Below are 24,041 nucleotides of genomic sequence, written 5' to 3'. Positions count from 1 at the left end.
CGTCTTTTATCGCTGGTGCTTTGTCATATAGATTAATCGTCATGTCAACCAGCTTCAACGGAATTACACCCTTCTACGACGCTCTTGCCTTCGTTGTTTTTGGCCGAACGTTGCAGCGGGCACAGCTTGTATGGCTGGATCAGATACCTGCCGATGCGTCGGTGTTGATTGTGGGAGGAGGTACGGGCTGGCTGCTCGAACAGGTACTAAAGCAGTGTCAGCCCAAACGGGTAGTGTATCTCGAAGCTGCTCAGAAAATGGCTGCCCGCGCCAGTCAGCGAATGATTCGGCGGGCAGTTCCGGGGAAAGTCGATTTTCGGGTGGGTGACGAAACGACCTTATCGCCAGAGGAGCGATTCGACGTAATTATGACGCCTTTTGTACTGGATCTTTTCGCGGAGGAAACACTACGTTCGCAAGTCATTCCCCGACTACGTAACGCACTGGAACCGTCCGGGTTATGGCTCGTTACCGATTTTGTATCAACCAGCCTTTGGTGGCAAAAGATACTCTTGTGGAGCATGATTCGTTTTTTTCGGCTTACGACCAGTATTGAAGCAACTCACCTGGCTGACTGGCAACGGATTCTAACCGACGCTGGTCTGTTGTGTCAAAAACAGGCGTATCGGGCAAGGAAGATGGTCTTAACAGGCGTTTGGACAATCAATTTTTGAATTAAGTATTCTATGTACGTTTAATAAAAATTATATATGTATCAATTGATAAATTAGTACATATGAATGAAATCGTTTTCGTTTTTGTTAGCATGACTAAATCGATATGTGTTAATTTGATCGTTTTTTCGTTGGTATTATCCACATTTAGATACTCAGGCGATGATGCTGTTTATAGATGGAGCTCAAAAAGGAGTTGAGTATAAAAATGTAAATTACTGGATTCAGGACTATGAATCGGCCTTTGAGCTTCTGACACAATTAACGGCTGATTGCTGGACACTGGAATATGCTATTATTGTCGATAATGGCGATTGCATGAGTCTACCCGTTGAAGCATTTGACGGACAGCCTGTACAGACACACATTCATGCTCTGGAACAAGAGTGGATTCAGCTTTTATCAGCAAAGCCCAGAACTCTAAAGAAGGTTGGTAAGTGCTGGTGGGAAGATTGGCTTTTACAACTGGATACGTACTACGAAAAGTTACTCGGTCATTTAGAAAAAAAGATTTCTATACTGGAAGTTAAGCAGCTCAAATTAGCTACACAACGCGATAGCGAATTGAAGCTTCTTATGAGTCGTAGCTACGAAACAAGTCTTGAACTAAACAAAAGAATGTATGATCAAATAACAACAGATCGTAATAAGAAGCATCAGCTCCTGAAAAAATGGAGGAAAGAATACGATTTCTAAGAGATGGACTACGTATCGGCCAGATTGGCTGAACATCAACTCAACAATCAGCCTGCACAGCCCGGAGGCCCGTACGCTTACTATTTCAGGTATGCCTTTAGCCTCACCAGTAGGTTTAGTAGTTAATACGATAGATCTAGCCTGTTTGACACAACTGCTATGAGACTGTGTTCCATCGTCCGAAGTGGTGAAGGACTAATAAAAGTTAGAATGTGTACCTGTTTTGTTCATAGAAAAGCCCCGGCTGCATTGCATCGGGGCTTTCTTATTTATCAGCTGGGGTGCAGTCTCATTAAGAGCTATAAGCCCCGTTCCCTCACTATTTTAATCTAAACCCCGCTACGCTTAAGCAGGCAGTAACCTTATTTTCCGGGTTTAGGTTAACTCATCAGCTTAGCGTAAGCTGTGGGCAACGTAATGAAATAAATACTGGCTGTAGTCAAGTCTGGTTTGGCCTGTGGTGTGCGTGTTTCCGGGGACCGTCAGTCTGCTTCAATACGTAACAAAAACTGTTGTCCTTGTGCAGAGAAATTCAGGCAATCCGACCGCTACATGATCCAAAATAGGTAAATTCATAAATAGGGTCTTCGCCCTTTTTCAAAATAAAACTGGTTCGTATGAGTGTTATTAAACCTGTCCTGCAGAGTCCAGAACTGATTGCTTACTTCTTAGGAGCTAACAATTATTGCTGGCTTTACTTTCGGAACGGTGAAAAAAAGTTGCTGGCTAAGCCAATCAGCTTCCTAGAAAAAAAATTACCCGGTTTTGTCCGGGTTCATAAAACGGTTCTGATTAATCCGGCTTATGTAAAGAGTCTGCAACAGCCGCCACGCCAGAAGATGGCAGGTGAGATCCAGTTAATAAACGGAGAAGTTTTTCCGGTAAGCCGTCGGCGCTGGTCGCAGGTAGCTGAATCGCTACAGTTCAATCAGGCGAAGGCCAGCTCTGAAGGTGATGAGCACACTGTAGCTACGTATTCGAAAGAAACGACGCAACAGGCAGATAGCCAAACCTTATTTCTAGTTACGGCGGATGAACAGAACGGCTTGATAGCTAAAAGAACAATTGAACGGAAATGGCCAGAATACCAGGTGCATTTGTTTCAGCAGAGCAGCCACCTGCCTGATGTGCTTAACCAGTTGCCTTCGGATACACACCCTACGTTGGTGATTCTGGACGCCCGGACGTTAACCCTGGAACGATTGCATACCTTACAGCGTCTCAAGCAAAGTCCACAACTTAACAGCCTGCCGGTTATTTTGCTGGTGACTCCGTCAGATCAGTCCGTTATTGATGGCTATAATTACAGGTCGAACTCGGTCATTTCAATGCCAGAGGTCTGCGTTACGTTCACACAGACTCTTGAACGAGTCTGCCGATTCTGGCTGCGTACGGTTGCTTTACCTGGTCTGGGCTTGCGAGAGGTAGGTGCTCATTAACATTTTTGCCAGAAGAGAAGACTTCTTTCTCTTCTGGTTCGGTCAAGAGAAAAAAGTCTGTTGATTTTCTGGAGTTAATCAAAACGAAAACTGCATAGGAGGGAGCGTTACGGTCTCCCACCAGTAGCTCCGTAGCTCCTGAAAATAAGCGATCCATCCCTCAAATTTTGTGGGCTTTACCAAGTACGAAGAGCTTCCCCGGCGATACGCTTCTTCAATATCCGCGTTCGAAGCCGAGGAGCTTAGGATGATCAGCGGAATTCGGTTGCAGGGACCGGGTAGGGCTTTAATTTGTTTGAGCAGGTTCCAGCCATCTTCCCGATTGGGCAAGTACAGATCCTGAAAAATTAATTTGGGGATTTCCCATTCCTGTGTGCACCATTCGTTGAGAAGATCAATTGCTTTGGCAGCCGAATTAACGTGGACAGGGGTTACTTCTGGAAGGCACCGTTGCATGGCATTTTGAATAAGCATCCAATGATCTGTGCTGTCTTCAATAATTAATACTTTTGCCCACTTAAAGTTGGTTTGATAAGTTACTTGCTCATTCATGAGGAGAAGTGATTATAACGCGAGTTTACAGGCCCAAGTTACTAATAATCCATTAACTCTATTAGAAAACAGGAGAATATTATTCAATAAGTAACTTCATTAGATGAAAAGAAAGAAATAAAGTTTCTCTAATGCAATTATATTCACATTAGCCTGAGCCATTGTTTCTTTTTGCCTGCCTAATAAATCAGAATAGTTCGCGTACATAGCCAAGTTACGCCCCCTCATTATAGTGCCGTTTGATTTTTGCGTACAGTCGAACGATTTTATACCCGAAATAACTCCGCTGCCGAGTTGCTACGTTCATTTTATTGCTTTTCCCCGACCAGACGTAACGGACTGTAATCAGCTAATGCAAGCGGGTTTGCCTATTGCATGTGGCATCACCTGCGTACTATAATCAAAAAACGATATTTTTCTGTATGTTCTTGTATATATAATTTTCTTATATATTTTTGTTTTTAAATCATTCTAATACGTATTGAATATGAATTCGGTTAATCAGGATTTCCTGCGTGGAACCCTCAGAACAATTGTTCTTCGATTACTGGCTCAACACGGTCGGATGTATGGTTACGAAATTACCCAGGCAGTCAAAACACGTACAGAAGGTGAATTGGTATTAACGTTCGGAGCGCTGTACCCGGTTTTGCACAAGCTTGAACAGGAAGGGTTGCTGGTGACGCAAACTGAAGAAGCTGACGGCCGATTACGTAAATACTATGCGTTAACGCCGGCGGGCACCAAAACAGTCGACCGGAAAATAACTGAGTTTGAGCGTTTTGCGCACCTGATGCGTCTGCTGCTTAAGCCTTCATCATCCTGGTCTGTTGGCCAATAAGGGTGTTTTCTATTAATTCCTTAGCCTCATTTATTCGTCTATAATGAAAAAACTAACCGCATCGCAACTCAACCAGTTGAAAGACGCCCTGCGTCAAAATCGTCCGCACCAGGCGCTTCAGACTGAACTATTGGATCATTTAGCCATAGACATCGAGCATCGGATGAACGGCGGGCAGTCGTATGAAACTGCGCTGTACCGGGTTATGCAGGAGGCTAGTCCGCAGGCGATCGCTCAGTTAAAACAAACGTATCGGCAGATGCTGGATACCGTTCCGTTATCGATACGGCCCGGTCGCTTATCAAGCCGACGGACTGGGAAGCACCGATCGAGGCCTGAGCAGTTTCAGCAATGGACGCAAGTTAGCGTCATTACGTTCGTAACCCTGATGATCTGTATGATGTGGGTGAGTCAGGCTTTTTCCGTATCGTTAAAAGCTTTCGGTAATGTTTGGTTAGTGGGCCTTATGAGTTTAACCGGGGCGCTCGGTGCGCAGCTGCTGTTCCAGCGTCGACACCGTCGAAACCGCCACCGGTTGGGGTAAGCAAAGCGTTACGTTCTGCCAAAACGCCATTTCTTCCTCTAGACCCTGAATCATGCTCGCACACTACCTTATTCTATCCTGGCGTCACCTCTGGCAAAACCGTTCAGCTACCCTGATCAGCATTGGCGGACTGGCGATAGGCTTAGCCAGTGGCCTGGTTATTTTTCTGGTTGTCAACTACATGTTCAGCTTTGATCGCTACCATCCGCACATGGATCGGTCTTTCTGGATTGTGACCGACGTTAAGCAAGAACACATTACGCCTACCGATGCTGCCCCCCGTCCGCTGGCCGAAGTACTCCGACGAGATTACCCGTTTGTAGAGAGTGCGGTACGGCTGGAAACCTTCTTCGGACGTACTATCAGTGTGCCGGACGGAAAAGGCGGCTGGGCAAAGAAGTTTGGGGAGGCCCGTAACATCTGCTTTACTGAACCTCAATATTTCGATCTGTTCCGTGTGGAGTGGGTGAGTGGTAGCCCTAAAACGGCCTTAACGGCACCGAATACCATTGTTCTTAGCGAACGTTACGCCCGGAAATATTTCGATACGTTGCCGCCCATCGGTCGGACATTACGGCTGGATAATCGAACCAACCTGATCGTGACGGGTATTGTCAAAGATCCGCCCGTTAATACGCAGCTTCGTTATGATGCCTTTGTGTCGTATGCCACCATTCCGTTGCTGGAGGGCCCCGCGGCTCTTCAGGACTGGCAGGGGTTACAGGCCATGTGTTTTCTGCTACTGCGCGAAGGCGCAGACCCGCAGCAGTTGCAGCGCGTATTGCCCACCATACGCCAGAAATACTTACCCGCCGACGAAGTTGCCCACTTCGATTACCACGTATTACCCTTGCAGGAGTTGAATCACGAACGTAGCGGAACGGCTCCCCGTCTGATGCTGTACGCGCTGATTGGCGTAGGACTGCTGCTAGTTATGGCGGCCTGTGTCAATTATGTGAATCTGGCTACTGCCCGGGCGCTAAAACGATTGCGCGAAATTGGCGTACGGAAGGCCGTAGGCAGTACACGCTGGCAGTTAGTTGTGCAGTTACTGCTGGAAACTGCCATAATCACCCTAACGGCAGTGTTACTGGCGCTTTTGCTGGCTCAACTGGCTTTGCCGCTGGTGAACCAGACGCTGGCAAGTCAGATCGAAATGCTCAACCCAACCATTTCTATTCTTGATCTGCTCCATCCGAAAGCAATGAGCTGGTTCGCTGGTCTGATAATCGGTGTACTAATGCTGGCAGGCTTGTATCCCGCTTTGATGTTGTCCGGATTCAAGCCGATAACCGCTCTGATGAGTCAGCCAGCGAACCGATCGGGCAGAGGGTTGTCGGTAAGGCAGGGGCTAATAATTGGTCAATTTGTACTGGCACAATTATTTTTAATAGGGGTACTTGCAATTTCAGCTCAGCTTCGCCATATGCAGACCGTTGACTGGGGGTTCCATCACGAGGATCGGCTGTCTGTCTGGTTGCCGAAGGAAGGCGACGTTCCGCTGGCCCAGCTACGTGAGCGCTGGTTAGGTGTGCCGGGTGTTATGGACGTTACGTTCGGCAGCGATCCGCCTGCTTCGCCCTACAATCGGCCGAGCCCGTTTAGCTTTCATACTGCCAGAGAACCTGAGTCGTTCGAAACCCGCGTCAGGGCGGCCGATGATCATTATCTGTCGGTATTTGGTCTCTCGCTGGTGGCTGGGCGGAACTTTCGGTCAACGGATACGACTGGCGGGGACGTGCTGGTTAACGAAACGCTGGTTAAACAATTGGGCGTCCTGTCTGCGGCATCGATAGTGGGCAAGCGAATGCGAATTAAAGACGCTGATCGCACCATTGTTGGCGTTGTTAGGGATTTTCGCAGTGGCGATTTGCACAGCCCGACCTTACCCGTTACACTCATTCATGATCGACCACATAGTCGAATGGCCATACTCGCGTTGGAGTCGAATCAGACGACAGCCACGTTGAAAGCCATTCAACAGGTATGGGACGTAACGCTACCTGATCAGGTATATCGGGCAGACTATCTGAATGATCTTCTGAAAACGTTTACTGAGGCTGAACGACTGTTGGCAGGTCTGGTACAAGCATTTGCCAGTATTGCCATCGGAATGAGTTGCCTGGGTCTGTATGGGCTCATTACGTTCATGGCAGAAACCAGGGCTAAAGAGATTGGTGTTCGACGGGTGTTGGGCGCTCGCACCGGGCAATTGCTCTGGTTGTTTGGCCGGGAATTCGGTAAACTACTCGGATTAGGTTTTGTCGTAGCTGCTCCTTTGGGCTGGTGGCTGATGACGGGTTGGTTACAGCAATACGCCCACCGCGTTCCGATGACTGGCTGGCTGCTCGTTGCGGCTCTGGGAATGACCGTGTTCATTACGGGACTGACTGTATTCCGCCAAGCCGTGAAAGCCGCTGTTGCTAATCCCATTCAGTATCTAAGAACCGATTAACGTACCACTCATTACTTTATTCCTCGCTTTTTGTTTATGAAGTCAGTAATTTTTTCGTGCCTGCTTCTGCTAAATCTTACTGTTGCGGCACAAACCGCCCGTCGTTCCAACGTAGCAGCGGCTTCAACTGCGGCCACCAAAACGGAAATTTTATGGGATAATGACGGCGTACCGCACATTTACGGAAAAACCCTCGAAGCCATGTATTACGGATTTGGCTACGCTCAGATGCAGAATCATGCTAATCTGCTGCTTCAGTTATACGGACAGGCACGGGGGCGGGCGGCTGAATACTGGGGAGTCGAATACCTCAATTCTGACAAGATCGTGACGCTTTTCGGCCTGCCCGAACGAGCACAGAAGCATTACCAACAGCAGGAAGCCGGGTATCGGAAATGCCTGGATAATTTTGTCAGTGGCTTAAACGCCTACGCAAAAGCACATCCGGAGGCTATTGGAGCCGAATTTAAGCAGGTTCTGCCCATTACGGCTCCGGATGTGCTGGCTCACATCACTCGGGTAATCTGTCTTGAATTTGTAGGAGGGAGGGAGGCTGGAGCCGCCCGGTTGATGCCCCCCGGCTCCAATGCGTATGCCATTGCCCCATCAAAGTCAGCCTCTAAAAAAGCGATGCTGATGGCGAACCCGCATTTGCCGTGGGAAAGCTTTTTCCTGTTTTTTGAAGCGCATCTCAACGGGCCGGATTTTATGGCCTATGGAGCTTGTCTGTTGGGGCAGCCTGTGCTCAACATTGCTTTTAATAATTATCTCGGCTGGACGCATACAGTGAATACCATCGATGCAGCCGACCGTTATCAACTGACATTGCAGGACGACGGCTACGTACTGGATGGGATCAAGCAAGCTTTTGAGCAAAAAAACGTCGTGTTGAAGGTCAAACAGCCCGATGGTCAGCTCAAGCCACAGTCAATAACGTATCGTTATACGAAACATGGTCCGGTCATGAACAGTCAGGACGGGAAAACGTACGCACTGCGATTTGCCGGCCTGGACAATCCATCCACAGCTGCGCAGCATCACGCGATGGCCCAGGCTCGAAACTGGAACGAGTTTGAAACTGCGTTGAAACGAATGCAGCTTCCCATGTTCAACGTAGTATATGCCGACCGGGAGGGGAATATTCTGTACCTGTTCGACGGAAACGTACCTAAACGAAGTGAGGGAGACTGGCCTTTCTGGATGGGCACCGTCGACGGGTCGTCCTCAAAATATATCTGGACGCAGACGCATCCCTACGAGGATTTGCCTAAAGTGTTCAATCCGCCAACGGGTTTTGTGCAAAACGCCAATGATGCCCCCTGGAGCTGTACGTATCCGGCTGTGTTGAATCCTAAATCGTTTCCGGCGTATATGTCGCCAGTAGGATTGCCGCTACGTTTACGGCCCCAACGTTCAATTAATCTGCTCAAAGATGACGCGTCCGTTACATTTGAAGAGCTAATCAGCTATAAACTTAATACGGGTATGGAAGCCGCCGATCGCTTTCTGGACGATTTGCTGGTAGCTGTTGATCAACAGCCTGACCCGCTTGCCAAAGAGGCCGCTTTAGTACTTAAAGCCTGGGACCGCACAACTAATGCCGATAGCAAAGGAGCCATTCTGTTTGCCGCCTGGTTCGATCAGTTTAATCCTGGCATGGCTGCGGTCGGGTGGGATCCACAACATCCCGTCAGTACGCCCGACGGGTTGAAAAATCCTAAGCAAGCGGTTGAAATACTTAGTAAAGCTGCTGCTCAGGTTCGGCAGCAGTACGGTCGGCTGGACGTAGCGTGGGGTGAAGTCAATCGATTTGGGGAGGCTGGTCATGACTTTGCGGCCAACGGCGGATCGGAGCAGTACGGCATCTACCGTACGATTTATTTTGTTCCCGATCGGCAGCAACCGGGCAAAAATCGGGCCGTAGCTGGCGATACGTATGTAGCCGTAACCGAATTTGGCGACCCGGTTCGGGCGCAGGTATCCTTAAGTTACGGCAATGCGAGTCAGCCGGGACATAAGCACCGGGGCGACAACTGGCAACGCATGTCGGAGAAAAAACTCCGGCCTGCTCTGTTAACCCGGCAGGACATACTTAATCATCTCGAGAAACGGGAAGAACTGACGGCGGATGTCAATCCGTAAACTCGCCTGATCGAAGAACCGTGTTGTTGACTATAAATACGTAGTACCTCCTGCAAACATTCTTTCCCATTGCCTCACTTAAAAGATTTGTAAAAGATTCTCAGTGCACAGACAGAGTTGTTATTTGATCTGATCAGTGCTTATGAGACATGTATTTCGCTGTGGCCAGGGTCTGGCTGTGCTGCTTATGTTGCTAGGTTGTGGAGGGAGTAATACGTCCTCGAACGTGCAATCGCCCGGTGGCGAAAAAACGGGTAAATCAAAAACATTGGAAGTCGGTGCCGACGTATTGCAGGATAAAACGCCATTGAAAAAGCTGAATATGTATCTGGACGGCTTTCATTTTTACAACGGCGATACGAAAGCACAAATGGAGGCTCACCATTATTGCTCACGCATCAACGAAGACCTGACGCAGTGCATTATTTATGATGGCAACGGTGAAGACGCAAAAATCATGGGTATCGAATATATCGTGTCTGAAAAGTTGTTTAAAACGCTGCCCGCCGAAGAAAAGAAGCTCTGGCACAGTCATGTGTATGAGGTAAAATCGGGTGAGTTAATTGCACCGGGCATTCCGGACCTGGCTGAACATGAGCTGATGGAAAAATTAGTGTCTACCTACGGGAAAACGTTTCATACCTGGCATACCGATCAGGACCTGACGCTACCCCTGGGGCACCCGCTGATTATGATGGGATTCACTAAAGATGGTATGATCAACCCGGCTTTGGTAGCTGACCGCGATAAGCGGTTTAAGGTCTCGACCGAAGAAAATAAGAAGAACCGGGCCGACATTCCAGCGCCTGCCATTCAACCCGGCGCCAATGCCTGGCAACAGGGCGAAATCCGCCAGTTAAAACTGGATAATACCGCGGGGAGCGGACACAATCACGCATCGCCGAATCGCTAGTAAACGCTACGTATCCAGCCCCGGTTACGGATATGCTGACTGCTTTTACTACTGATTCTGCGAAATCCACGTAACGCAGTTGGCCGCCGAGATGCGCTTGATAAACCCGTAAGAAATAGAGTGCTTAAGATCGCCCTGGCAGTTGGACGCTACGTTCACGATCAGCCGTTTGTAATTATTGACTAAACTATCCGGTACGGTGAACGTATTGTTGGCAATCATTCTCAGTTTCAGGTCGTTAGGTGTCCAGCCCAGAATCTTGGACGAATCTTTCAGTGCATAAATCTCCCACTCAAAACTCAGCGGGGACTTACCATAATCAGAAGCGGTTAATTGCAAGCCATTTCCGGCGTAGCACGCTGAATTTGCGGTCACTTGATGCGGGTACGTACAGGGGTCTGCATCCTCTTGATTGCAGGACGTAATGGTGGTAATGAGTGCAACTGTGAAGCTGCCCAGCAGGTAAGAGATCTTCATAACGTCAATGGCTTAGTTACTAGAATAACCAAATTTATTCATAAAAATTGTTTTTAAATGAATAATGTATGTGTATTTCGCCCAGGCGAATCCGGTTGAAGCTTTAGCCAGAAATGGCTCTTCTGCGCCGTCGGAAGAATGGCCAACCTCTTTCTGGACCTTCTTCTATGCGGTTCAAACGCTTCCTTGCAATGGTTGCCTTTCGCTGTTTCAAGAAAATTCGATACGACTATACATCCTGGTGAACTAAGTAATCCGTCAGCACTTTCCATTGGATCGGTTGATGAAAGAGCCAGCCTGCTTCGGCAATCAACGTATTGATAATGGTTCGGTCGCCGGATTCCGGTTCCTGATTGTTAATCGCTTCATTCTGACCAATTTCGCTGGCCGTGATGGTCCGTTCTTCCAGCACAACGCGGAACGTACTGCGCGCTTTTTGCTGGAAAAAATGCTCAATTTTATCGTCTTCCTTTTGTTGTGGATTGTTGCTGGGTCTGACGGTAAATTCAGCCATCTGTTCTTCGTTCGCTAGGTGGACAACTTCCACCCAATTTTCCGGCATAGGACCAGGAAGATCAATTTTTATAAAATCGCCGACCTGCAGATGGTGTCGGGTAGCCCGGTTGCCAGCCTGATCGTGTAGCATAAAATCGGCCGTAAAGCTGGATAAATCCGACCACCGATCAACATGAAACAATTTTTCTTTTGAACGGGTAAAGGCTTCCTGAGCGGCCTGCTCGTCAGGAAATGTATGCTGACTGGAATAGATTTTATTTTTGGCTTCTTCTCCTTTCAACACATTAACCTCATGTTGAATTGCGTCAAGAATCTTCCTGCCTTTCATGCCTTTCAGAAGTTTGAATAAATGAAGCACTGTTACTATAAACGCTCCTGTTCAACTGAAGGCAGTAAGGGAAGTTTAATTTGAACGTATCAAGTGAGCAAAGGGCCGTAGCGGATGCATCCTTGCTTTGACGTACCCGTTATAAAGTCGACAAATGGCGTAAATGCCTGAGCTTTGTGCTGACTCTGCACCACAATCGAATTCAGATAAAATGTTACGTTAAAGTTCCTGGAACAGCTTCGTCAGCGAACGTAATGAGTTGATATTGTACCATTCTTCGCCCCCCAGATTTAACCATTGCCCATCTTGGCGGGGACGTTTGATCTGCGCATCTTCGGTATCAAAGTCATGTTCGTAGACCTTGCTCATAATTTGCTGCAAGGTTGTCCAGGGGAGTGTTTGTGTGTGCTCACGCCGGTTTTGCACACTTTGAATTTTTACCACGCGTTCGGCAAAGGAACCTGTCAATCGTATCTCCTGATCACCTTGCTGGCGGTTGAGATTCAGGTAGGTTAGCTCAAAAGGACGCTCCCGGCCAATTGACTCATAGGCGGCCTGAATCAGCTCCTGCACCAGATACTGCCAATCGTCAGCGTTAGTGGGTTTACCATACGTAGTAGTGCCTTTTGCGTCAAGAGTCATTCCCCAAAAGTCATCATCTTCCCCTAAATTATCTTCCTCTACGGGTTGCAGCCGGGTTTTTGCAACCAGATTCGTTACGCTTTCCAGCCAGGCTTTGGGGAGCCGTCCACTCCAGCTGAAATCGTCGTCGCGTGTGTAGCCTTCGGCAATCAACTCATCGTCGTCGATGTCGTCGCGATCTGGATAGGTTATAGCGAGATCAATCTCTACACCATTGTTTGAAACTGGAGTAAGGGAGAGGGTATAAAAATACGAATACGGCGCGGGCAGCGACCGGGCCGTTTGGTAGCGAATCTGAAGACGATTGAAAGACATGGTACGTAATGGCATTAATACACGCAAAGTTAGCGGATTCGGGCTATTGTCGCCTTCTGGTCAATTTTGCCGGTTGCCGTCTCGGAAAAGGAATCAACCGCAATCCACTCTTTAGGAACAGAATAGGGCCCCAACGCTTCGCGAATGTTTTCCTGAACCGCTTTCCACTCGTCACTACGTATCATTTGCTGATCGATTCGTTCGACCACTACCACCACGCGCTGCCCCAGCCGATCATCGGGTATACCTGCGACGAACAGACGGGGTACAGTAATAGCAGATTCCTGCCGCGACCTGACCAGCGTGTTCTGAATGATTTGTTCCACCTGCTCGGGCTGAATTTTAACGCCCCCACTGTTAATAATTCGGTCGGCTCGGCCTAGCAAACGAAAGCGGGTTCCGTCGAAAAGATGCACTACGTCGTTCGTCTGAATCCGTTCGAAATTCGTAGCAGCCGACGTAATGTGCAGGCAGCCACGCTCGTCAGTACCAAGTATAACGCCGGTAAGTGCTGTAAATACATCGCTTTTCTGCGGGCCATTCAGTCGGCGGAGGGCAATGTGAGAAACGGTTTCGGTCATCCCATACGTAGCGTAAACTGGCGCGGAAATAACTTGCAAAGCTTGTTCCAGCGCCTGGCTCGTGGCGGCTCCACCAACCAGAATCGCTTTCATTCCGTTCAGGATCGGAAGTTTATCGGGTGTCGTTTCCAGAATGGTCTGCAATTGTAAAGGAACCACGGCTGTGAACGCAAACCGGGTTTGAACCGGATCGAAATCAGCCATTGGATTACTGCCTGGCTCAATAATGGTCATCGGTAAACCAAGTTCCAGTCCGCGCACCAGCATCATGACACCGGCTACGTATTGCGTATTCAAACAAACGAGCGCTGCATCGCCTGCCTGTAAACCAAGCGTCTGTCCAGTCAGGTGAGCACTGGCCTGCATTTGCGCCCGCGCCAGCTGAATCGGCTTAGGGGTGCCGGTCGATCCCGACGTATGCAGGGTAAAATTGGTTTGCCCGCTAATCCAGGCCCGGCAAAAGGCCAGCGTATCCGCTTCATATGGCGTATGGGGAGCGGGCCAGTGAGTAGGTATGTATGGATCGAGAAACACGTAATACGTTTGTTGAATGATGGAAAGTTACCCGTTTTTCGGCTCGTGCTGGCTCTAACTGCTAAAGTTTATCTTGGCTGAGGTCGCTTATCAGGACTATTAAAGAATGGGTAGATTTTAACTCGGAGCCACTTACCCGAATAAACACAGCGCACAAAAAAGGTTCTTTTATGATTCATATACGTCGGAATGCGCAACTGATTGTCTTTGGGTTAGTTGTCGTATTCGCCGGATTTACCTCAGCAGATCCTAATGTTTTCTCGCCGGATTATATTAAAGCGACCCTGAAAAAGGCGGTGGACTGGCAGTTGAAACATCCCAAACATAAGCTTACTGACTGGACCAACGGCGCTTTTTATTCGGGCGTGTTTGCGGCTTATGAGACAACACGTTCTCCGGAAATACTGGACTCGCTGATGGCCATGGGCGAACGTAACAAATGGCAGCCCGGCGCTCGCTACGATCATGCCGATGACATTGCCATCTGCCAGACGTATATTAATCTGTACCGCCTGAAAAAAGACCGTCGGATGATTCAGGCGACCATCGATACCGTCCAGAAAATGAGCCGTGTACCCGGTAAAGAAGTGGCGAATCACGGCCTTACGTGGTGGTGGTGCGACGCATTGTTTATGGGGCCTCCGGTGCTGTCTCAATTGGGAAAAACGCTCAACGATCCATCTTACTACGTGTTGAATGATTCGCTCTATAAACAAACCTACAAGCTGCTGTATAATCAGGATGAGCATTTGTTTGCCCGCGACGCTACGTATCTGATCAATGCTGCCGGTGAGGGTAAAAAAGAGTCGAACGGAAAAAAAATATTCTGGTCGCGCGGGAATGGCTGGGTGATGGGCGGACTCGTGCAGCTGCTGAACGAATTACCGAAAAATCACCCTACCCGGAACTGGTACGTTACGATTTTTAAGCAAATGAGCGAGCGCCTGATTTCGCTGCAGCAGGCCGATGGTTTATGGCGCTCCAGTCTGCTCGATCCTGATGCTTATCCGGGTGGCGAGGCCAGCGGCTCGGGATTTGACTGCTACGCACTGGCCTGGGGCATTAATCAGGGAATTCTGGATAAAAAAACGTACTTGCCGGCAGTGCAGAAAGCCTGGGTTGCCCTCAATACATTGGTATCACCCGAAGGACGTGTTGGCTGGGTTCAGCCCATTGGTGCCGACCCTCGCCGTAACTTCAGCGCCGACAGCTGGGAGGTTTACGGAACGGGGGCCTTTCTGCTCGCAGGCTCGGAAGTCATAAAACTTAAACTAAAATAGAGCGCTCACAATCTTAATTTACCTTACATATCATGCACAAAAAAAACATTTTACTCGCCCTTGCTCTAATCGGTAGCCTGCTGACCACAAACGTATTGGCTCAGGATAAGGCTGTTGCTCAGGCTGTTGAGAACTTACGTAAACAAATGATTGACCCCACGCAGGATGGGTTGTCTGCTCTTGCAAGCGATCAACTCAGTTACGGCCATTCGAATGGATTGATTGAAGACAAAAAAGCGTTTATGGCCGCGCTGATTAGCGGTGAGTCGGATTTTAAAACCATTGACCTGACCGATCAGACAATAACGGTTGTCGATAACACGGCGATGGTACGTCATAAATTATCGGCCGAAACCAATAACAGCGGTAAGCCGGGCCAGGCGAAACTGTCGGTGCTGATGATTTGGGTTAAACAAAAAAACGACTGGAAACTGCTGGCGCGTCAGGCCGTTAAAATTTAATCACTACGAATGAATACGTATGGTTCCTGCAGCCATATCAACAACCGTGAGGTACTGGACCAGCGGTTTGGCGGCAGGACCCATCACTACGTTGCCCGCTGTGTCGAAACGCGACAGGTGCAGTGGGCAAAAAAACTGATTTTCAGCTGATTTATACGTCAGCTGGGTTCCCTCGTGCGTGCAGTTGGCCGACACGGCGATAAACTTCCCCTCTTTCGATTGCGCCACAATAATGTCGTTCGCAATGACGTACCCGCCTTTTACCCGTAAGTTTTCATTGGCCTGATCGGCCAGCCGAAGCGTAAAATCAACTTTCTGATCAACCGGCGTAGGACCCGAGTTCTCCTGCCGGGAGCAGCCCATTGAACAGTTTGACAGTAGAATTACGCCAACGCTCGTGCCAACGAGCCGAAAAAAGTCGTGTCGGGAGATTGTTGCCGTTTCCATTCCCTAAGGTGTTAAGTAGGTTCGGTGCGGTTTTCACGTATTTTTGTGCCGCTGTGCCGGTTTTCGGTATAAAGATCGTTTATTTTTTGTCATTCAACGACAGCGAACAAAGATGTTCGCCGGGCGGTTACCCAATTAACAATTATGGAAGAAGCGAAAGTTTTTATCAATCCGATTTCGCCGGATAAAGTCGCCGAAGCTCCCGGTTTGCTGGAGTATGCCCATACGGCAGGTGGGGCGGTGATTCGTCCGGAAGACAAGGGCAAAATTACGGGTCGGGCCGTAGCGGCCATGCGCGAGCAGACCGACATGCAGCTCAGTCAGCTTTATAAGCAGATGCAACTGTTAGCCGAGCAGGCAACGGCGATCCGGCACCGTGTCGAAATATCCGAGCGAATCTACGCGGCTCACATGAGTTTCGAACCCGTTGTAGGCCATACATATTATTTCTACCAACGCAAAAACGGGACAGACCTGCTTTCTATGGTCGGCCCAACCGAATGGGGGCGCAAATTTCCGTTTGAGCGCTGTCTGGCTACGGTCCGCATGATGGCCGACCACACCTGGGATGTACAGTATCACGAAATCTCTTTCGAAGAGTGAAAAAATGAACGGGTGAAAAAGCGAATAGAAAGAGCCGCTTTTTCACCCGTTCATTTTTCGCTCTTTCACTCTTTACTTATGCAAAGCAAATACCCCTGGGAAACCATTAAAGAATACCAGGAAATTCTGTTCAGTTACTACGAAGGCATAGCCAAAATCAGCATCAATCGGCCGCACAAACGGAACGCCTTTACGCCCCTGACCGTCAGGGAAATGTCGGAAGCGATGGAAATTGCCCGTCAGGATGAGCGCGTTGGGGTGATTATTTTGACCGGCGAAGGGGGAGAAGCCTTCTGCTCCGGTGGCGATCAGTCGGTGCGGGGGCATGGCGGTTACGTGGGTGAAGATAAAGTACCGCGTCTGAACGTACTGGATCTGCAAATGCAGATTCGCCGGATTCCAAAGCCCGTAATTGCGATGGTGGCCGGTTACGCCATCGGTGGCGGACACGTGCTGCACGTCGTTTGTGATTTGAGTATTGCCGCTGATAACGCTCGTTTCGGACAAACTGGCCCCAAAGTGGGTTCGTTCGATGGCGGATTTGGCGCATCCTATCTGGCACGTATTGTTGGTCAGAAAAAAGCCCGCGAAATCTGGTATCTCTGCGATCAGTACGACGCCCAGGAAGCGTTGGATATGGGCCTGGTCAATAAAGTTGTGCCACTGGATCAGCTCGAAGAGGTAACCATTGCATGGTGCCGGAAGATGCTGGAGAAAAGCCCGATTGCGTTACGTATGCTTAAAGCGTCTTTCAACGCAGAGCTGGATGGACAGGCAGGTATTCAACAACTCGCGGGCGACGCTACGTTGCTGTATTACCTTTCTGAAGAAGCCAAAGAAGGTAAAGACGCCTTTTTGGAAAAGCGTAAGCCTGACTTCAGCAAGTTCCCTAAATTTCCGTAACGTAGTGGCCCTGTAGCTAACTGACGAATAGTTTTTGAGAAATACAGAAGGAACCCTACGTAGGGTTCCTTCTGTATATTAGCCTGTTGAGCTAGTCAATACCTGTTGTTTTATTACCTTTGTGAAAATTACTTTCCTATGAACTGCAAGAGTTGTCTCTCTCCCCCCATCCTTTAAATTTTCAATGACGTATTGAATGCGTAGTTCCCAAATTCAGCTGGGCCGGGTCTGCTATGCTTCAATATTTACTCCATTGTTCATTTAAAATCCCCTAAAGGACTTAGACAATTCTTATGAAAAAATCATATCTGCTATTACACGTAGCTGTAATACTTGCTGGCTTCACGGGCGTATTCGGTAAGCTAATTTCTCTCAACGAGGGGCTTCTGGTCTGGTATCGAGTATTCTTCTCTTCTATCTGGCTATTTTTTATTCTAAAGCTGTTCAACGTAAGCACTGACATCGGACGTAGTGAAAAGGTTGATGTGGCTAAAGTTGGTCTGTTTATAACCATTCACTGGGTGTTTTTTTATGCCAGCATCAAGTATTCCAACATATCCATTGGGGTCGTCTGTTATTGTCTTACCAGCTTTTTTACCGCAGTTTTTGGTGGTTTCATTAAGAAGCGGTTTGTGGTTTCGGAGCTGTTACTGAGCCTGCTTACGCTGGTTGGTATTGGCTTAATCTTTCATTTCGACGCTACGTACCAAACAGGCATTATTCTTGGGGTGATTTCTTCGGCTTTTGCGGCTCTGTATACGCTCTATAATGAGCGGTTAGTGCAGCGGTATGATAGCCGGCTTATCAACTACTACCAAATGATCGGTGGAACGATTGGTCTCGGAATTTTACTGCCCGCCTATCTCTACCTGTTTCCTGCAGCCAGCCTTATTCCTGGATTAAAAGATACCGTTTATCTACTGCTTTTATCCTTGTTTTGTACGGTTGGCCTGTACATTCTATTTGCTGAGTCATTAAAGAAAATTCCAGCTTTTACAGTCAATTTAAGTTTTAACCTTGAACCAATCTATGCTATTATAATGGCCTTTGTCTTCTTTGGTGAAAGCAAGACGGTCAACGTATCATTTTATGTTGGTCTGTTTTTCGTGATGGCGTCGGTTGGGTTGCAGAGTCTGCTTTCCGTTCGGAAGAAAGCCTAAAAACAAAGCAGGGATCAACGCAATTGTGTTTGATCCCTGCTTTATTTCCTCGTCAACTATTACCTGAAAAATTGATTTAATCAATTAACCGAAACAGGCGGTTCCACCGAATTTTGTGCCAGATATCAGCCGGAACGGGATCAATGGACATCCAGACAAACACTGCTTTGCCAACAATATGATCCTCCGGTACAAATCCCCAATAGCGCGAATCTTCCGAGTTATGGCGATTATCGCCCATCATGAAATAATAATTCTGTTTAAAGGTGTAGGACGTAATGGATTTACCATCGATCTGAATGCCGCTTGGCGTTACGTTAACGGTCTGGTTGTCTTCATAACGCTGAATGACAGGTCCGTACAACGCAATCGTTTGCTGGTTGATCGGAATCGTCATGCCTTCTTTAGGGACAGTAAGCGGACCGAAATTGTCCTGATTCCAGGGGAACACCGCGCCACCATAAATACCCGGTGCACCCTGACCCGCTGGCTCAGTGATGGGTTCAATGCCTTTCACCCAGTCAAACGCTTTGAATTTGGTGATAACATCCTGCGTCGTGTAAACCCGGTAACCTACCAACGCTGACGTTTTGGTTGACGCGTCATATTGTTCAAGCGGTTGCCAGTTGATAAATGGCCCCTCAGCCGATTTGAAATCATTGACAATATCGAATTTTCGGAAGAAACGCTCGTCCAGTACTTCGGTTGTCTTTACGAAATAGGTCGTTTGAGCGCGCGCGGGCGTTGGAAATGCTTTGCCGTTAATGAAAACCTGTTCCTGACGAATCTCCAGTACGTCGCCGGGAATACCGATGCATCGCTTGATAAAGTTGGTTTTCAAATCGGTTGGGTAAGCTGGTTCGTTGGCTTTGGGCGGAGGGTAGTTGAACACCACTACGTCCCCATTCTTCACGGTCGAAAAACCCGGCAGCCGATAAATGGGCAGTTGAATAGCGGTGCTATAAGAGGGAATTTCGGTACCCCAGATTTTCTGATGGGTAAGCGGCACTTGCAGCGGTGTTTTAGGGGTACGAACACCGTAGTGCAGTTTACTCACAAACAGATAATCGCCCACCATCAAGTCATTTTCCATCGACGGAGTTGGAATGGCAAAAGCTTCAAACGTCAGAAACCGAATCAACGTAGCGGCTATGACGGCAAACAATAAGGAATCGAGCCACTCCCGAATGGGCGATTTTTTAGGTTTCGGCTGATTGTCAGGCGGTAGTTTTTTCGTACGGAACATAAGTTAATGGAGGATTGATAAAGATGAATCCAGAGCGGACGGGAAACTAAACGTTACTACCAGGAAACGAAATCAATTTTACACCGGTGGTGCTATAACTAGCTGAACGTAATACACTTTCGGGCAGGTGAGCTTACCGGGAGCCGTATCGTTTGCTCAGGTAATCATCCCAGGTTTTCGAACCGACGGCCTTTTCCGTGCATGTATGATCGCCCCGCGCAAAGCTATTCATCAGATTGCTAATCGTCGGGATGGGAATGATTGGTTTTGATACGTTCCGATAGTTCATCCAGCGTTGAGCCAGCGTTCCCAGATCCAGTACTTCCGGTCCACCCAGGTTAAGAATGTTGTGCTGCGGTCCAGCTTTCGCCAGTCGGAATAATTCCTGAGCAACAGGCTCAACGTCGATTGGCTGATCGAGCAGTTGTTTGGGGACAAACCCAATCGGTAAACTCAGAAGTTTGCTCAGGGCAAAATCAACCAGATCGTGGAATTGTGTTGCCCGCAGAATGGTGTACGGAAGCCCACTTTCCTGAATCAGAATTTCGGCCTCGCGTTTGGCTCGATAATAGCTGTATTGAATTTTATCGACCCCGACGATCGACATATAAATTACGTGCCTGACATCCGACTGCTTCAGGGCGTTCAGGAGATTTCGGGTAATAACGGTTTCGAAAAATTCGTGACCAATTTTGCCCGGAGCACTGGCCAGATGAATGACCGTGTCGACTCCGGCAAGTGCTTTCGGTAAACCTTCGCCCGAAACCAGATCAACGCGGGTCCAGGGAATTTCGGTCGACTGATTGACTGCACTGTATGAATCTTTTTTTAACTGCGTACGACTGCCGGTCAGAAAATCAATACGTTCCGTCTGCAACGTAGCAACGACGGCCGAGCCCAACACGCCCGAACCGCCAATGATTAAGATTTTATTCATGATTTGTTCGTGCTACGTTAAAAAAGAACCTGTGAACGCGCCTGAATGGGCCGATAAAACAAAAGCAACGTAATGAGTAACACGCTCAGAGACAGGGTTACTACGTTGCCAACCTGATCAATCAGTGGCAACATGTGCAGATGATTCAGGTGATAGAGTAGGTGAGGCACGTGGAAGGTGAGCAGGCAGATCGCCGTTGCCCGTACCGTAATCAGACGAGGAGCGGCCAGGGTTAACAAACACAACGTAGCAAGCGCTAAAAAGAAAGCGCCTACGTCCCGAATCAGATGTTCATTAAAAGGGCCATCTACTGAAACCCAGGTGCGACCAAAGCCCGGGAAAGAATCATAGAAGTTGCGGGGCATGAATAAAGCCCAGGCGCCGGGCAGCGTATTGGCTACCAGTAAATAGAGCAGAATAGCCTGGACCCAGCGTGGTTGTGCGGTTTGCATAGACATGAAAAATTGAGAAAACTGAAAATTTCATGCAAGACAAACCTGCGCTGGCGTTTGTGACAGACCTGCGAAAAAATTTATGCATTTCGCCTGTTTGTGCTGAACGATTTACTGAAGCTGAGCCAGTTTATCCGGATTTCGAATGGTGTAGATGCCACTGATGCCCGTATCGTCCATTTCCAAAACCATCACTGTACTCAGTTGCCGGGTATCTTTTTGGGTAAATAATAACGCTGGCTCGCCATTAATTATAGCTGAACGCATGCTGAACTGATCCCCGAATTTTGCGTCCAGCGCCCGCAGGAATTGCTCGATAACTGCCCGGCCAAACAGGGTTTTGACGGCAGACGGCACTTTTCCACCGCTATCGGTGTAGAGTGCTACGTCTGTTTTCAATAAGTGAATGAGACTTTCGAGGTTTCCGGTTTCGCTGCTCTTTGCAAAAGCGTCCAGGAGTTCCTGCTGCTGTTTCGGATCCAGTTGAAATCGCCGGGTTGAGCCTGAAATTTTTTCTTTAGCCCGATGATAAAGCTGCCGACTGTTGGTTTCCGTTGTTTCGAAAAGTTCGGCTAGCTCGGGGTACGTAACGTCGAAACTTTCTTTAAGTAAAAAGACGGCCCGCTCCATTGGCGAAAGTTTTTCCAGCAGCAGCATAAAGCCATACGAAATATCGACCTTAGCATCGACAGCATGTTGACTGGCCAGAACGGGTTCGGGTAGCCAGACGCCTTTGTACGCTTCTCGCTGACGTTTTGCCTGAGCCAGGTAATTCAGCGACGAGTTCATAACGCTCTTCGCCAGATACGCTTTTACATCCTGAACCCCTTCCGACGAGCGATTCATCCAGTTCAGCAATACATCCTGCACAATATCTTCACTAACCATTATCTCGCCCGTCATGCGGTAAGCGATGGACAGTAACGTAGGTCGATACGTAGTGGTAACTTCGGATGCAGTCATAACAGGAAGGATTTTGCGGCCGTACGAATAACGCATAATTTCGCGGGAAACCGACTACTCATCATGAATCGATACGTTCTGCTTCTTCTTACGCTTCTGCCGGTAATCGACCCCTGTGCTCAACCAACAGAAAATAAGTCAACTATACAGATTACGGGCAGCCTTCGGGACCAGCTTGAACAGATTGCGCAAACGGCACAGGGTCGGGTAGGGGTGGCCGCCACGCTACTCGAAACCGGCGAATCGGTTGATCTACGTGGTGAAGAGCAATTTCCGATGCAGAGCGTCTATAAATTTCCGATAGGAATGGCCGCCTTGCATCTGATCGATCAGGGGAAGTTGTCCCTGTCACAAAAAGTTCACGTTGCTCCGGCTGAGTACGTATCAGAACGGCAGCACAGCCCGCTTCGCGATAAGCATCCAAAAGGGGCTGACGTAACGGTAGAGGAGTTATTACGTTACGCCGTTTCGGAAAGCGACGGGTCGGCCAGCGACGTATTGATGCGGCTGGTTGGCGGATCGAACGTGATTATGGATTACCTGAAAACGTTTGGTGTGATGGGGGTTGTAGTTGCCAATACGGAGAAAGAAATCGGCGGAGACAATGCCGTACAATACCGCAACTGGGCTAAACCGAACGAAATCATCGAGTTATTGAAAGCTCTGCAAAACGGCCTGGGCTTGTCGGCCTCCAGCCGGGCGCTGCTGTTACGTCTGATGACCGATACGCAAACAGGGCTGAAGCGATTGAAGGGGTTATTGCCTGCCGAAACGATAGTTGCTCATAAAACCGGCACGTCCTGGACAATTGATGGCGTAACAGCCGCCACAAATGACGTAGGACTCATTACGTTACCGAATGGTAAGCACGTGGCTATTGCTGTGTTTGTTTCCGATGCCAAAACGGATCAGGCAACCCGTGAGGGCGTCATTGCCAAAGTCGCAAAAGCCGTGTGGGATGCCTGGAAATAAAACGTTCTTTCTGCTTGATAAAATGACACTTTGAAAAACTTATTTCAAAGTAACTTCGGGAAGGATAATCCAATTAGTATTGATAAAGTATTAACAGAATCTGCTCGTCGAGCGCAGGATTTGATAATTGATAATTTAGGCTCTTAATCCCCAAATTCTGAGCCATCCATGATTAACGAGCGCGGGTGCGCCCCCGATACTAAAGAACTCGCTCGTTAGCTAAACGAATGATAAAGGTAAGGCCACGTAAGTGAGCCACAGCCAACACACCATAAGCTGACGTTTGGGCCGAAGCGTTAGGCGAGAGGATTTAGAAATCCAGATAGAATTATCCTGAAGGAATAGCTAACGATTCAAGGCCTACTAGTAGCGTTTACTTGCCTAAAATGAGCCACTCAGGTGAATATTGTTTACAACACCCATGCTAAAGCAGAGATTTACAGCGATTTAATTACGCATACATGAGCGAAGATAGTTAGATACGGCCCACTCCAGGTCTGGCCACGGCGACCACTTCCTTTGGAACGCTCGACCAAATATCTTTACCTGACTGCCTAGTCGTACTACGCTAAGTTGTTGGCTATCAGTGTGTTTGGTGGCTACTTATCTGGTGTAAAATAACCTTTTGATATGACTTACAACACTATCTATGATTTATCTGCCCAGCCTGCTCTTAACTGGCGTACGCTGGTTTTACCGCTTGTGCTGGCTGTAACGGCCTCAGCAGTCGCCAGTTTTGTTCGTCAAGGTACTGGGCGATACGGTCTTTTTGGGTTTGCGCTGATTGCTGTTTTCGTGTCGGTTGTTATACCCTGTTGGGATCGATACCAACTCCTGCGGCAAGAGCCAAAGGTTGTCGAGGGACTAATTAAAAGCCATTGGGAAAAAGAATGGATTAAGCGTGCAAATGGTAAGAAGCAACGGTATAGCTACGAAAGCTTCCAGGTCGACGCCATTCCGTTTGGGTA

General features: G+C 48.4%; 24 protein-coding genes and 1 pseudogene. 15 read left to right on the top strand and 10 right to left on the bottom strand.

Translation table 11 applies throughout. From position 1 onward, the window contains the following. Positions 1-41: 41 nt before the first annotated feature. From ACOJS8_RS24670 to ACOJS8_RS24660, 3 genes are all read left to right on the top strand, one after another. Positions 42-674 (top strand): class I SAM-dependent methyltransferase, encoded by a 633-nt coding sequence (locus tag ACOJS8_RS24670; protein WP_420151225.1) that lies wholly within the window; start codon positions 42-44, stop codon positions 672-674. Positions 675-836: 162 nt separating this feature from the next. After that, entirely contained in the window at positions 837-1,370 is a 534-nt protein-coding gene (locus ACOJS8_RS24665) for a hypothetical protein (RefSeq protein ID WP_420151224.1), read from the top strand. 617 nt (positions 1,371-1,987) lie between these two features. After that, complete coding sequence (locus ACOJS8_RS24660; RefSeq protein WP_420151223.1) at positions 1,988-2,809, top strand: response regulator transcription factor; 822 nt, start codon at positions 1,988-1,990, stop codon at positions 2,807-2,809. A 78-nt stretch (positions 2,810-2,887) separates the two neighbouring features. Here the strand turns inward: ACOJS8_RS24660 and ACOJS8_RS24655 are convergent, their stop codons facing one another. Next, the gene (locus tag ACOJS8_RS24655) at positions 2,888-3,361 is read right to left on the bottom strand and encodes a response regulator (RefSeq protein WP_420151222.1); all 474 of its coding nucleotides are present in this window, start codon (positions 3,359-3,361) and stop codon (positions 2,888-2,890) included. Positions 3,362-3,848: 487 nt separating this feature from the next. Here ACOJS8_RS24655 and ACOJS8_RS24650 point away from each other — a divergent pair, with 487 nt between their 5' ends. From ACOJS8_RS24650 to ACOJS8_RS24630, 5 genes are all read left to right on the top strand, one after another. Beyond that, positions 3,849-4,202 (top strand): PadR family transcriptional regulator, encoded by a 354-nt coding sequence (locus ACOJS8_RS24650; RefSeq protein WP_420151221.1) that lies wholly within the window; start codon positions 3,849-3,851, stop codon positions 4,200-4,202. 43 nt (positions 4,203-4,245) lie between these two features. Beyond that, positions 4,246-4,746, top strand: coding sequence for a hypothetical protein (locus ACOJS8_RS24645; RefSeq protein WP_420151220.1), 501 nt, complete (start codon positions 4,246-4,248; stop codon positions 4,744-4,746). Between the two features lie 52 nt (positions 4,747-4,798). Then, positions 4,799-7,201 (top strand): ABC transporter permease, encoded by a 2,403-nt coding sequence (locus ACOJS8_RS24640; protein WP_420151219.1) that lies wholly within the window; start codon positions 4,799-4,801, stop codon positions 7,199-7,201. A gap of 36 nt (positions 7,202-7,237) precedes the next feature. Beyond that, positions 7,238-9,343, top strand: coding sequence for an acylase (locus tag ACOJS8_RS24635; protein WP_420151218.1), 2,106 nt, complete (start codon positions 7,238-7,240; stop codon positions 9,341-9,343). 142 nt (positions 9,344-9,485) lie between these two features. Next, positions 9,486-10,256: an OBAP family protein gene (locus tag ACOJS8_RS24630; RefSeq protein WP_420151217.1), complete on the top strand. Its 771-nt coding sequence runs from the start codon at positions 9,486-9,488 to the stop codon at positions 10,254-10,256. Between the two features lie 48 nt (positions 10,257-10,304). Here ACOJS8_RS24630 and ACOJS8_RS24625 read toward each other — a convergent pair whose 3' ends face one another. The 4 genes from ACOJS8_RS24625 to ACOJS8_RS24610 all read right to left on the bottom strand — a co-directional run bounded on the left by ACOJS8_RS24625 (position 10,305) and on the right by ACOJS8_RS24610 (position 13,649). Then, positions 10,305-10,733: a hypothetical protein gene (locus ACOJS8_RS24625; RefSeq protein ID WP_420151216.1), complete on the bottom strand. Its 429-nt coding sequence runs from the start codon at positions 10,731-10,733 to the stop codon at positions 10,305-10,307. A gap of 229 nt (positions 10,734-10,962) precedes the next feature. Further along, positions 10,963-11,577 (bottom strand): hypothetical protein, encoded by a 615-nt coding sequence (locus tag ACOJS8_RS24620; protein WP_420151215.1) that lies wholly within the window; start codon positions 11,575-11,577, stop codon positions 10,963-10,965. Positions 11,578-11,796: 219 nt separating this feature from the next. Further along, on the bottom strand, positions 11,797-12,534 hold the full coding sequence (locus ACOJS8_RS24615) for a hypothetical protein (RefSeq protein ID WP_420151214.1): 738 nt from the start codon (positions 12,532-12,534) through the stop codon (positions 11,797-11,799). A 29-nt stretch (positions 12,535-12,563) separates the two neighbouring features. Further along, positions 12,564-13,649 carry an AMP-binding protein gene (locus tag ACOJS8_RS24610; RefSeq protein WP_420151213.1) on the bottom strand — a complete coding sequence of 362 codons (1,086 nt, stop codon included), beginning with the start codon at positions 13,647-13,649 and terminating at the stop codon, positions 12,564-12,566. A 170-nt stretch (positions 13,650-13,819) separates the two neighbouring features. Here ACOJS8_RS24610 and ACOJS8_RS24605 point away from each other — a divergent pair, with 170 nt between their 5' ends. Both ACOJS8_RS24605 and ACOJS8_RS24600 read left to right on the top strand, forming a co-directional pair. Further along, entirely contained in the window at positions 13,820-14,929 is a 1,110-nt protein-coding gene (locus ACOJS8_RS24605) for a glycoside hydrolase family 88/105 protein (protein WP_420151212.1), read from the top strand. Between the two features lie 32 nt (positions 14,930-14,961). Then, complete coding sequence (locus ACOJS8_RS24600; protein ID WP_420151211.1) at positions 14,962-15,390, top strand: nuclear transport factor 2 family protein; 429 nt, start codon at positions 14,962-14,964, stop codon at positions 15,388-15,390. Between the two features lie 3 nt (positions 15,391-15,393). Here the strand turns inward: ACOJS8_RS24600 and ACOJS8_RS24595 are convergent, their stop codons facing one another. Next, the gene (locus ACOJS8_RS24595; protein ID WP_420151210.1) at positions 15,394-15,837 is read right to left on the bottom strand and encodes a ubiquinol-cytochrome c reductase iron-sulfur subunit; all 444 of its coding nucleotides are present in this window, start codon (positions 15,835-15,837) and stop codon (positions 15,394-15,396) included. A gap of 144 nt (positions 15,838-15,981) precedes the next feature. Between ACOJS8_RS24595 and ACOJS8_RS24590 the strand changes: the two genes are divergently transcribed. The 3 genes from ACOJS8_RS24590 (at position 15,982) to ACOJS8_RS24580 (ending at position 18,503) form a co-directional block, all read left to right on the top strand. After that, the gene (locus ACOJS8_RS24590; RefSeq protein ID WP_420151209.1) at positions 15,982-16,440 is read left to right on the top strand and encodes a DUF2452 domain-containing protein; all 459 of its coding nucleotides are present in this window, start codon (positions 15,982-15,984) and stop codon (positions 16,438-16,440) included. Between the two features lie 78 nt (positions 16,441-16,518). Then, entirely contained in the window at positions 16,519-17,343 is an 825-nt protein-coding gene (gene menB, locus ACOJS8_RS24585; protein ID WP_420151208.1) for a 1,4-dihydroxy-2-naphthoyl-CoA synthase, read from the top strand. A 293-nt stretch (positions 17,344-17,636) separates the two neighbouring features. Continuing rightward, positions 17,637-18,503: a DMT family transporter gene (locus ACOJS8_RS24580; protein ID WP_420151207.1), complete on the top strand. Its 867-nt coding sequence runs from the start codon at positions 17,637-17,639 to the stop codon at positions 18,501-18,503. Between the two features lie 76 nt (positions 18,504-18,579). Here the strand turns inward: ACOJS8_RS24580 and lepB are convergent, their stop codons facing one another. The 4 genes from lepB to ACOJS8_RS24560 all read right to left on the bottom strand — a co-directional run bounded on the left by lepB (position 18,580) and on the right by ACOJS8_RS24560 (position 22,101). Beyond that, a complete protein-coding gene (lepB, locus tag ACOJS8_RS24575; RefSeq protein WP_420151206.1) occupies positions 18,580-19,749 on the bottom strand; it encodes a signal peptidase I in 1,170 nt (389 codons plus the stop codon). Between the two features lie 133 nt (positions 19,750-19,882). Then, positions 19,883-20,686 (bottom strand): SDR family oxidoreductase, encoded by an 804-nt coding sequence (locus ACOJS8_RS24570; protein ID WP_420151205.1) that lies wholly within the window; start codon positions 20,684-20,686, stop codon positions 19,883-19,885. Positions 20,687-20,703: 17 nt separating this feature from the next. Continuing rightward, positions 20,704-21,138: a hypothetical protein gene (locus ACOJS8_RS24565; protein WP_420151204.1), complete on the bottom strand. Its 435-nt coding sequence runs from the start codon at positions 21,136-21,138 to the stop codon at positions 20,704-20,706. A gap of 111 nt (positions 21,139-21,249) precedes the next feature. Beyond that, a complete protein-coding gene (locus ACOJS8_RS24560) occupies positions 21,250-22,101 on the bottom strand; it encodes a sigma-70 family RNA polymerase sigma factor (protein WP_420151203.1) in 852 nt (283 codons plus the stop codon). 63 nt (positions 22,102-22,164) lie between these two features. Here ACOJS8_RS24560 and bla point away from each other — a divergent pair, with 63 nt between their 5' ends. Both bla and ACOJS8_RS24550 read left to right on the top strand, forming a co-directional pair. Then, positions 22,165-23,073 (top strand): class A beta-lactamase, encoded by a 909-nt coding sequence (gene bla / locus ACOJS8_RS24555; RefSeq protein ID WP_420151202.1) that lies wholly within the window; start codon positions 22,165-22,167, stop codon positions 23,071-23,073. A gap of 630 nt (positions 23,074-23,703) precedes the next feature. Further along, positions 23,704-24,041 (top strand): annotated as a pseudogene (locus tag ACOJS8_RS24550) (hypothetical protein); the annotation flags it as partial.

Source organism: Spirosoma sp., from assembly GCF_048594605.1.
Classification (GTDB): domain Bacteria; phylum Bacteroidota; class Bacteroidia; order Cytophagales; family Spirosomataceae; genus Spirosoma.
The sequence above is the reverse complement of the archived record's forward strand: the minus strand, read 5'-3'. Positions and strand labels throughout refer to the sequence as shown.

Bases quoted from the DNA above. Each gene is read 5' to 3' on its own strand.
- ACOJS8_RS24615 (WP_420151214.1), bottom strand. From the start codon at position 12,534: ATGTCTTTCAATCGTCTTCAGATTCGCTACCAAACGGCCCGGTCGCTG.
- ACOJS8_RS24635 (WP_420151218.1), top strand. From the start codon at position 7,238: ATGAAGTCAGTAATTTTTTCGTGCCTGCTTCTGCTAAATCTTACTGTT.
- ACOJS8_RS24655 (WP_420151222.1), bottom strand. From the start codon at position 3,361: ATGAATGAGCAAGTAACTTATCAAACCAACTTTAAGTGGGCAAAAGTA.
- ACOJS8_RS24645 (WP_420151220.1), top strand. From the start codon at position 4,246: ATGAAAAAACTAACCGCATCGCAACTCAACCAGTTGAAAGACGCCCTG.
- ACOJS8_RS24625 (WP_420151216.1), bottom strand. From the start codon at position 10,733: ATGAAGATCTCTTACCTGCTGGGCAGCTTCACAGTTGCACTCATTACC.
- ACOJS8_RS24660 (WP_420151223.1), top strand. From the start codon at position 1,988: ATGAGTGTTATTAAACCTGTCCTGCAGAGTCCAGAACTGATTGCTTAC.
- ACOJS8_RS24665 (WP_420151224.1), top strand. From the start codon at position 837: ATGATGCTGTTTATAGATGGAGCTCAAAAAGGAGTTGAGTATAAAAAT.
- ACOJS8_RS24590 (WP_420151209.1), top strand. From the start codon at position 15,982: ATGGAAGAAGCGAAAGTTTTTATCAATCCGATTTCGCCGGATAAAGTC.
- ACOJS8_RS24630 (WP_420151217.1), top strand. From the start codon at position 9,486: ATGAGACATGTATTTCGCTGTGGCCAGGGTCTGGCTGTGCTGCTTATG.
- ACOJS8_RS24560 (WP_420151203.1), bottom strand. From the start codon at position 22,101: ATGACTGCATCCGAAGTTACCACTACGTATCGACCTACGTTACTGTCC.
- ACOJS8_RS24670 (WP_420151225.1), top strand. From the start codon at position 42: ATGTCAACCAGCTTCAACGGAATTACACCCTTCTACGACGCTCTTGCC.
- menB (WP_420151208.1), top strand. From the start codon at position 16,519: ATGCAAAGCAAATACCCCTGGGAAACCATTAAAGAATACCAGGAAATT.
- ACOJS8_RS24600 (WP_420151211.1), top strand. From the start codon at position 14,962: ATGCACAAAAAAAACATTTTACTCGCCCTTGCTCTAATCGGTAGCCTG.
- ACOJS8_RS24605 (WP_420151212.1), top strand. From the start codon at position 13,820: ATGATTCATATACGTCGGAATGCGCAACTGATTGTCTTTGGGTTAGTT.
- ACOJS8_RS24565 (WP_420151204.1), bottom strand. From the start codon at position 21,138: ATGCAAACCGCACAACCACGCTGGGTCCAGGCTATTCTGCTCTATTTA.
- bla (WP_420151202.1), top strand. From the start codon at position 22,165: ATGAATCGATACGTTCTGCTTCTTCTTACGCTTCTGCCGGTAATCGAC.
- ACOJS8_RS24620 (WP_420151215.1), bottom strand. From the start codon at position 11,577: ATGAAAGGCAGGAAGATTCTTGACGCAATTCAACATGAGGTTAATGTG.
- ACOJS8_RS24570 (WP_420151205.1), bottom strand. From the start codon at position 20,686: ATGAATAAAATCTTAATCATTGGCGGTTCGGGCGTGTTGGGCTCGGCC.
- ACOJS8_RS24595 (WP_420151210.1), bottom strand. From the start codon at position 15,837: ATGGAAACGGCAACAATCTCCCGACACGACTTTTTTCGGCTCGTTGGC.
- ACOJS8_RS24650 (WP_420151221.1), top strand. From the start codon at position 3,849: ATGAATTCGGTTAATCAGGATTTCCTGCGTGGAACCCTCAGAACAATT.
- lepB (WP_420151206.1), bottom strand. From the start codon at position 19,749: ATGTTCCGTACGAAAAAACTACCGCCTGACAATCAGCCGAAACCTAAA.
- ACOJS8_RS24640 (WP_420151219.1), top strand. From the start codon at position 4,799: ATGCTCGCACACTACCTTATTCTATCCTGGCGTCACCTCTGGCAAAAC.
- ACOJS8_RS24580 (WP_420151207.1), top strand. From the start codon at position 17,637: ATGAAAAAATCATATCTGCTATTACACGTAGCTGTAATACTTGCTGGC.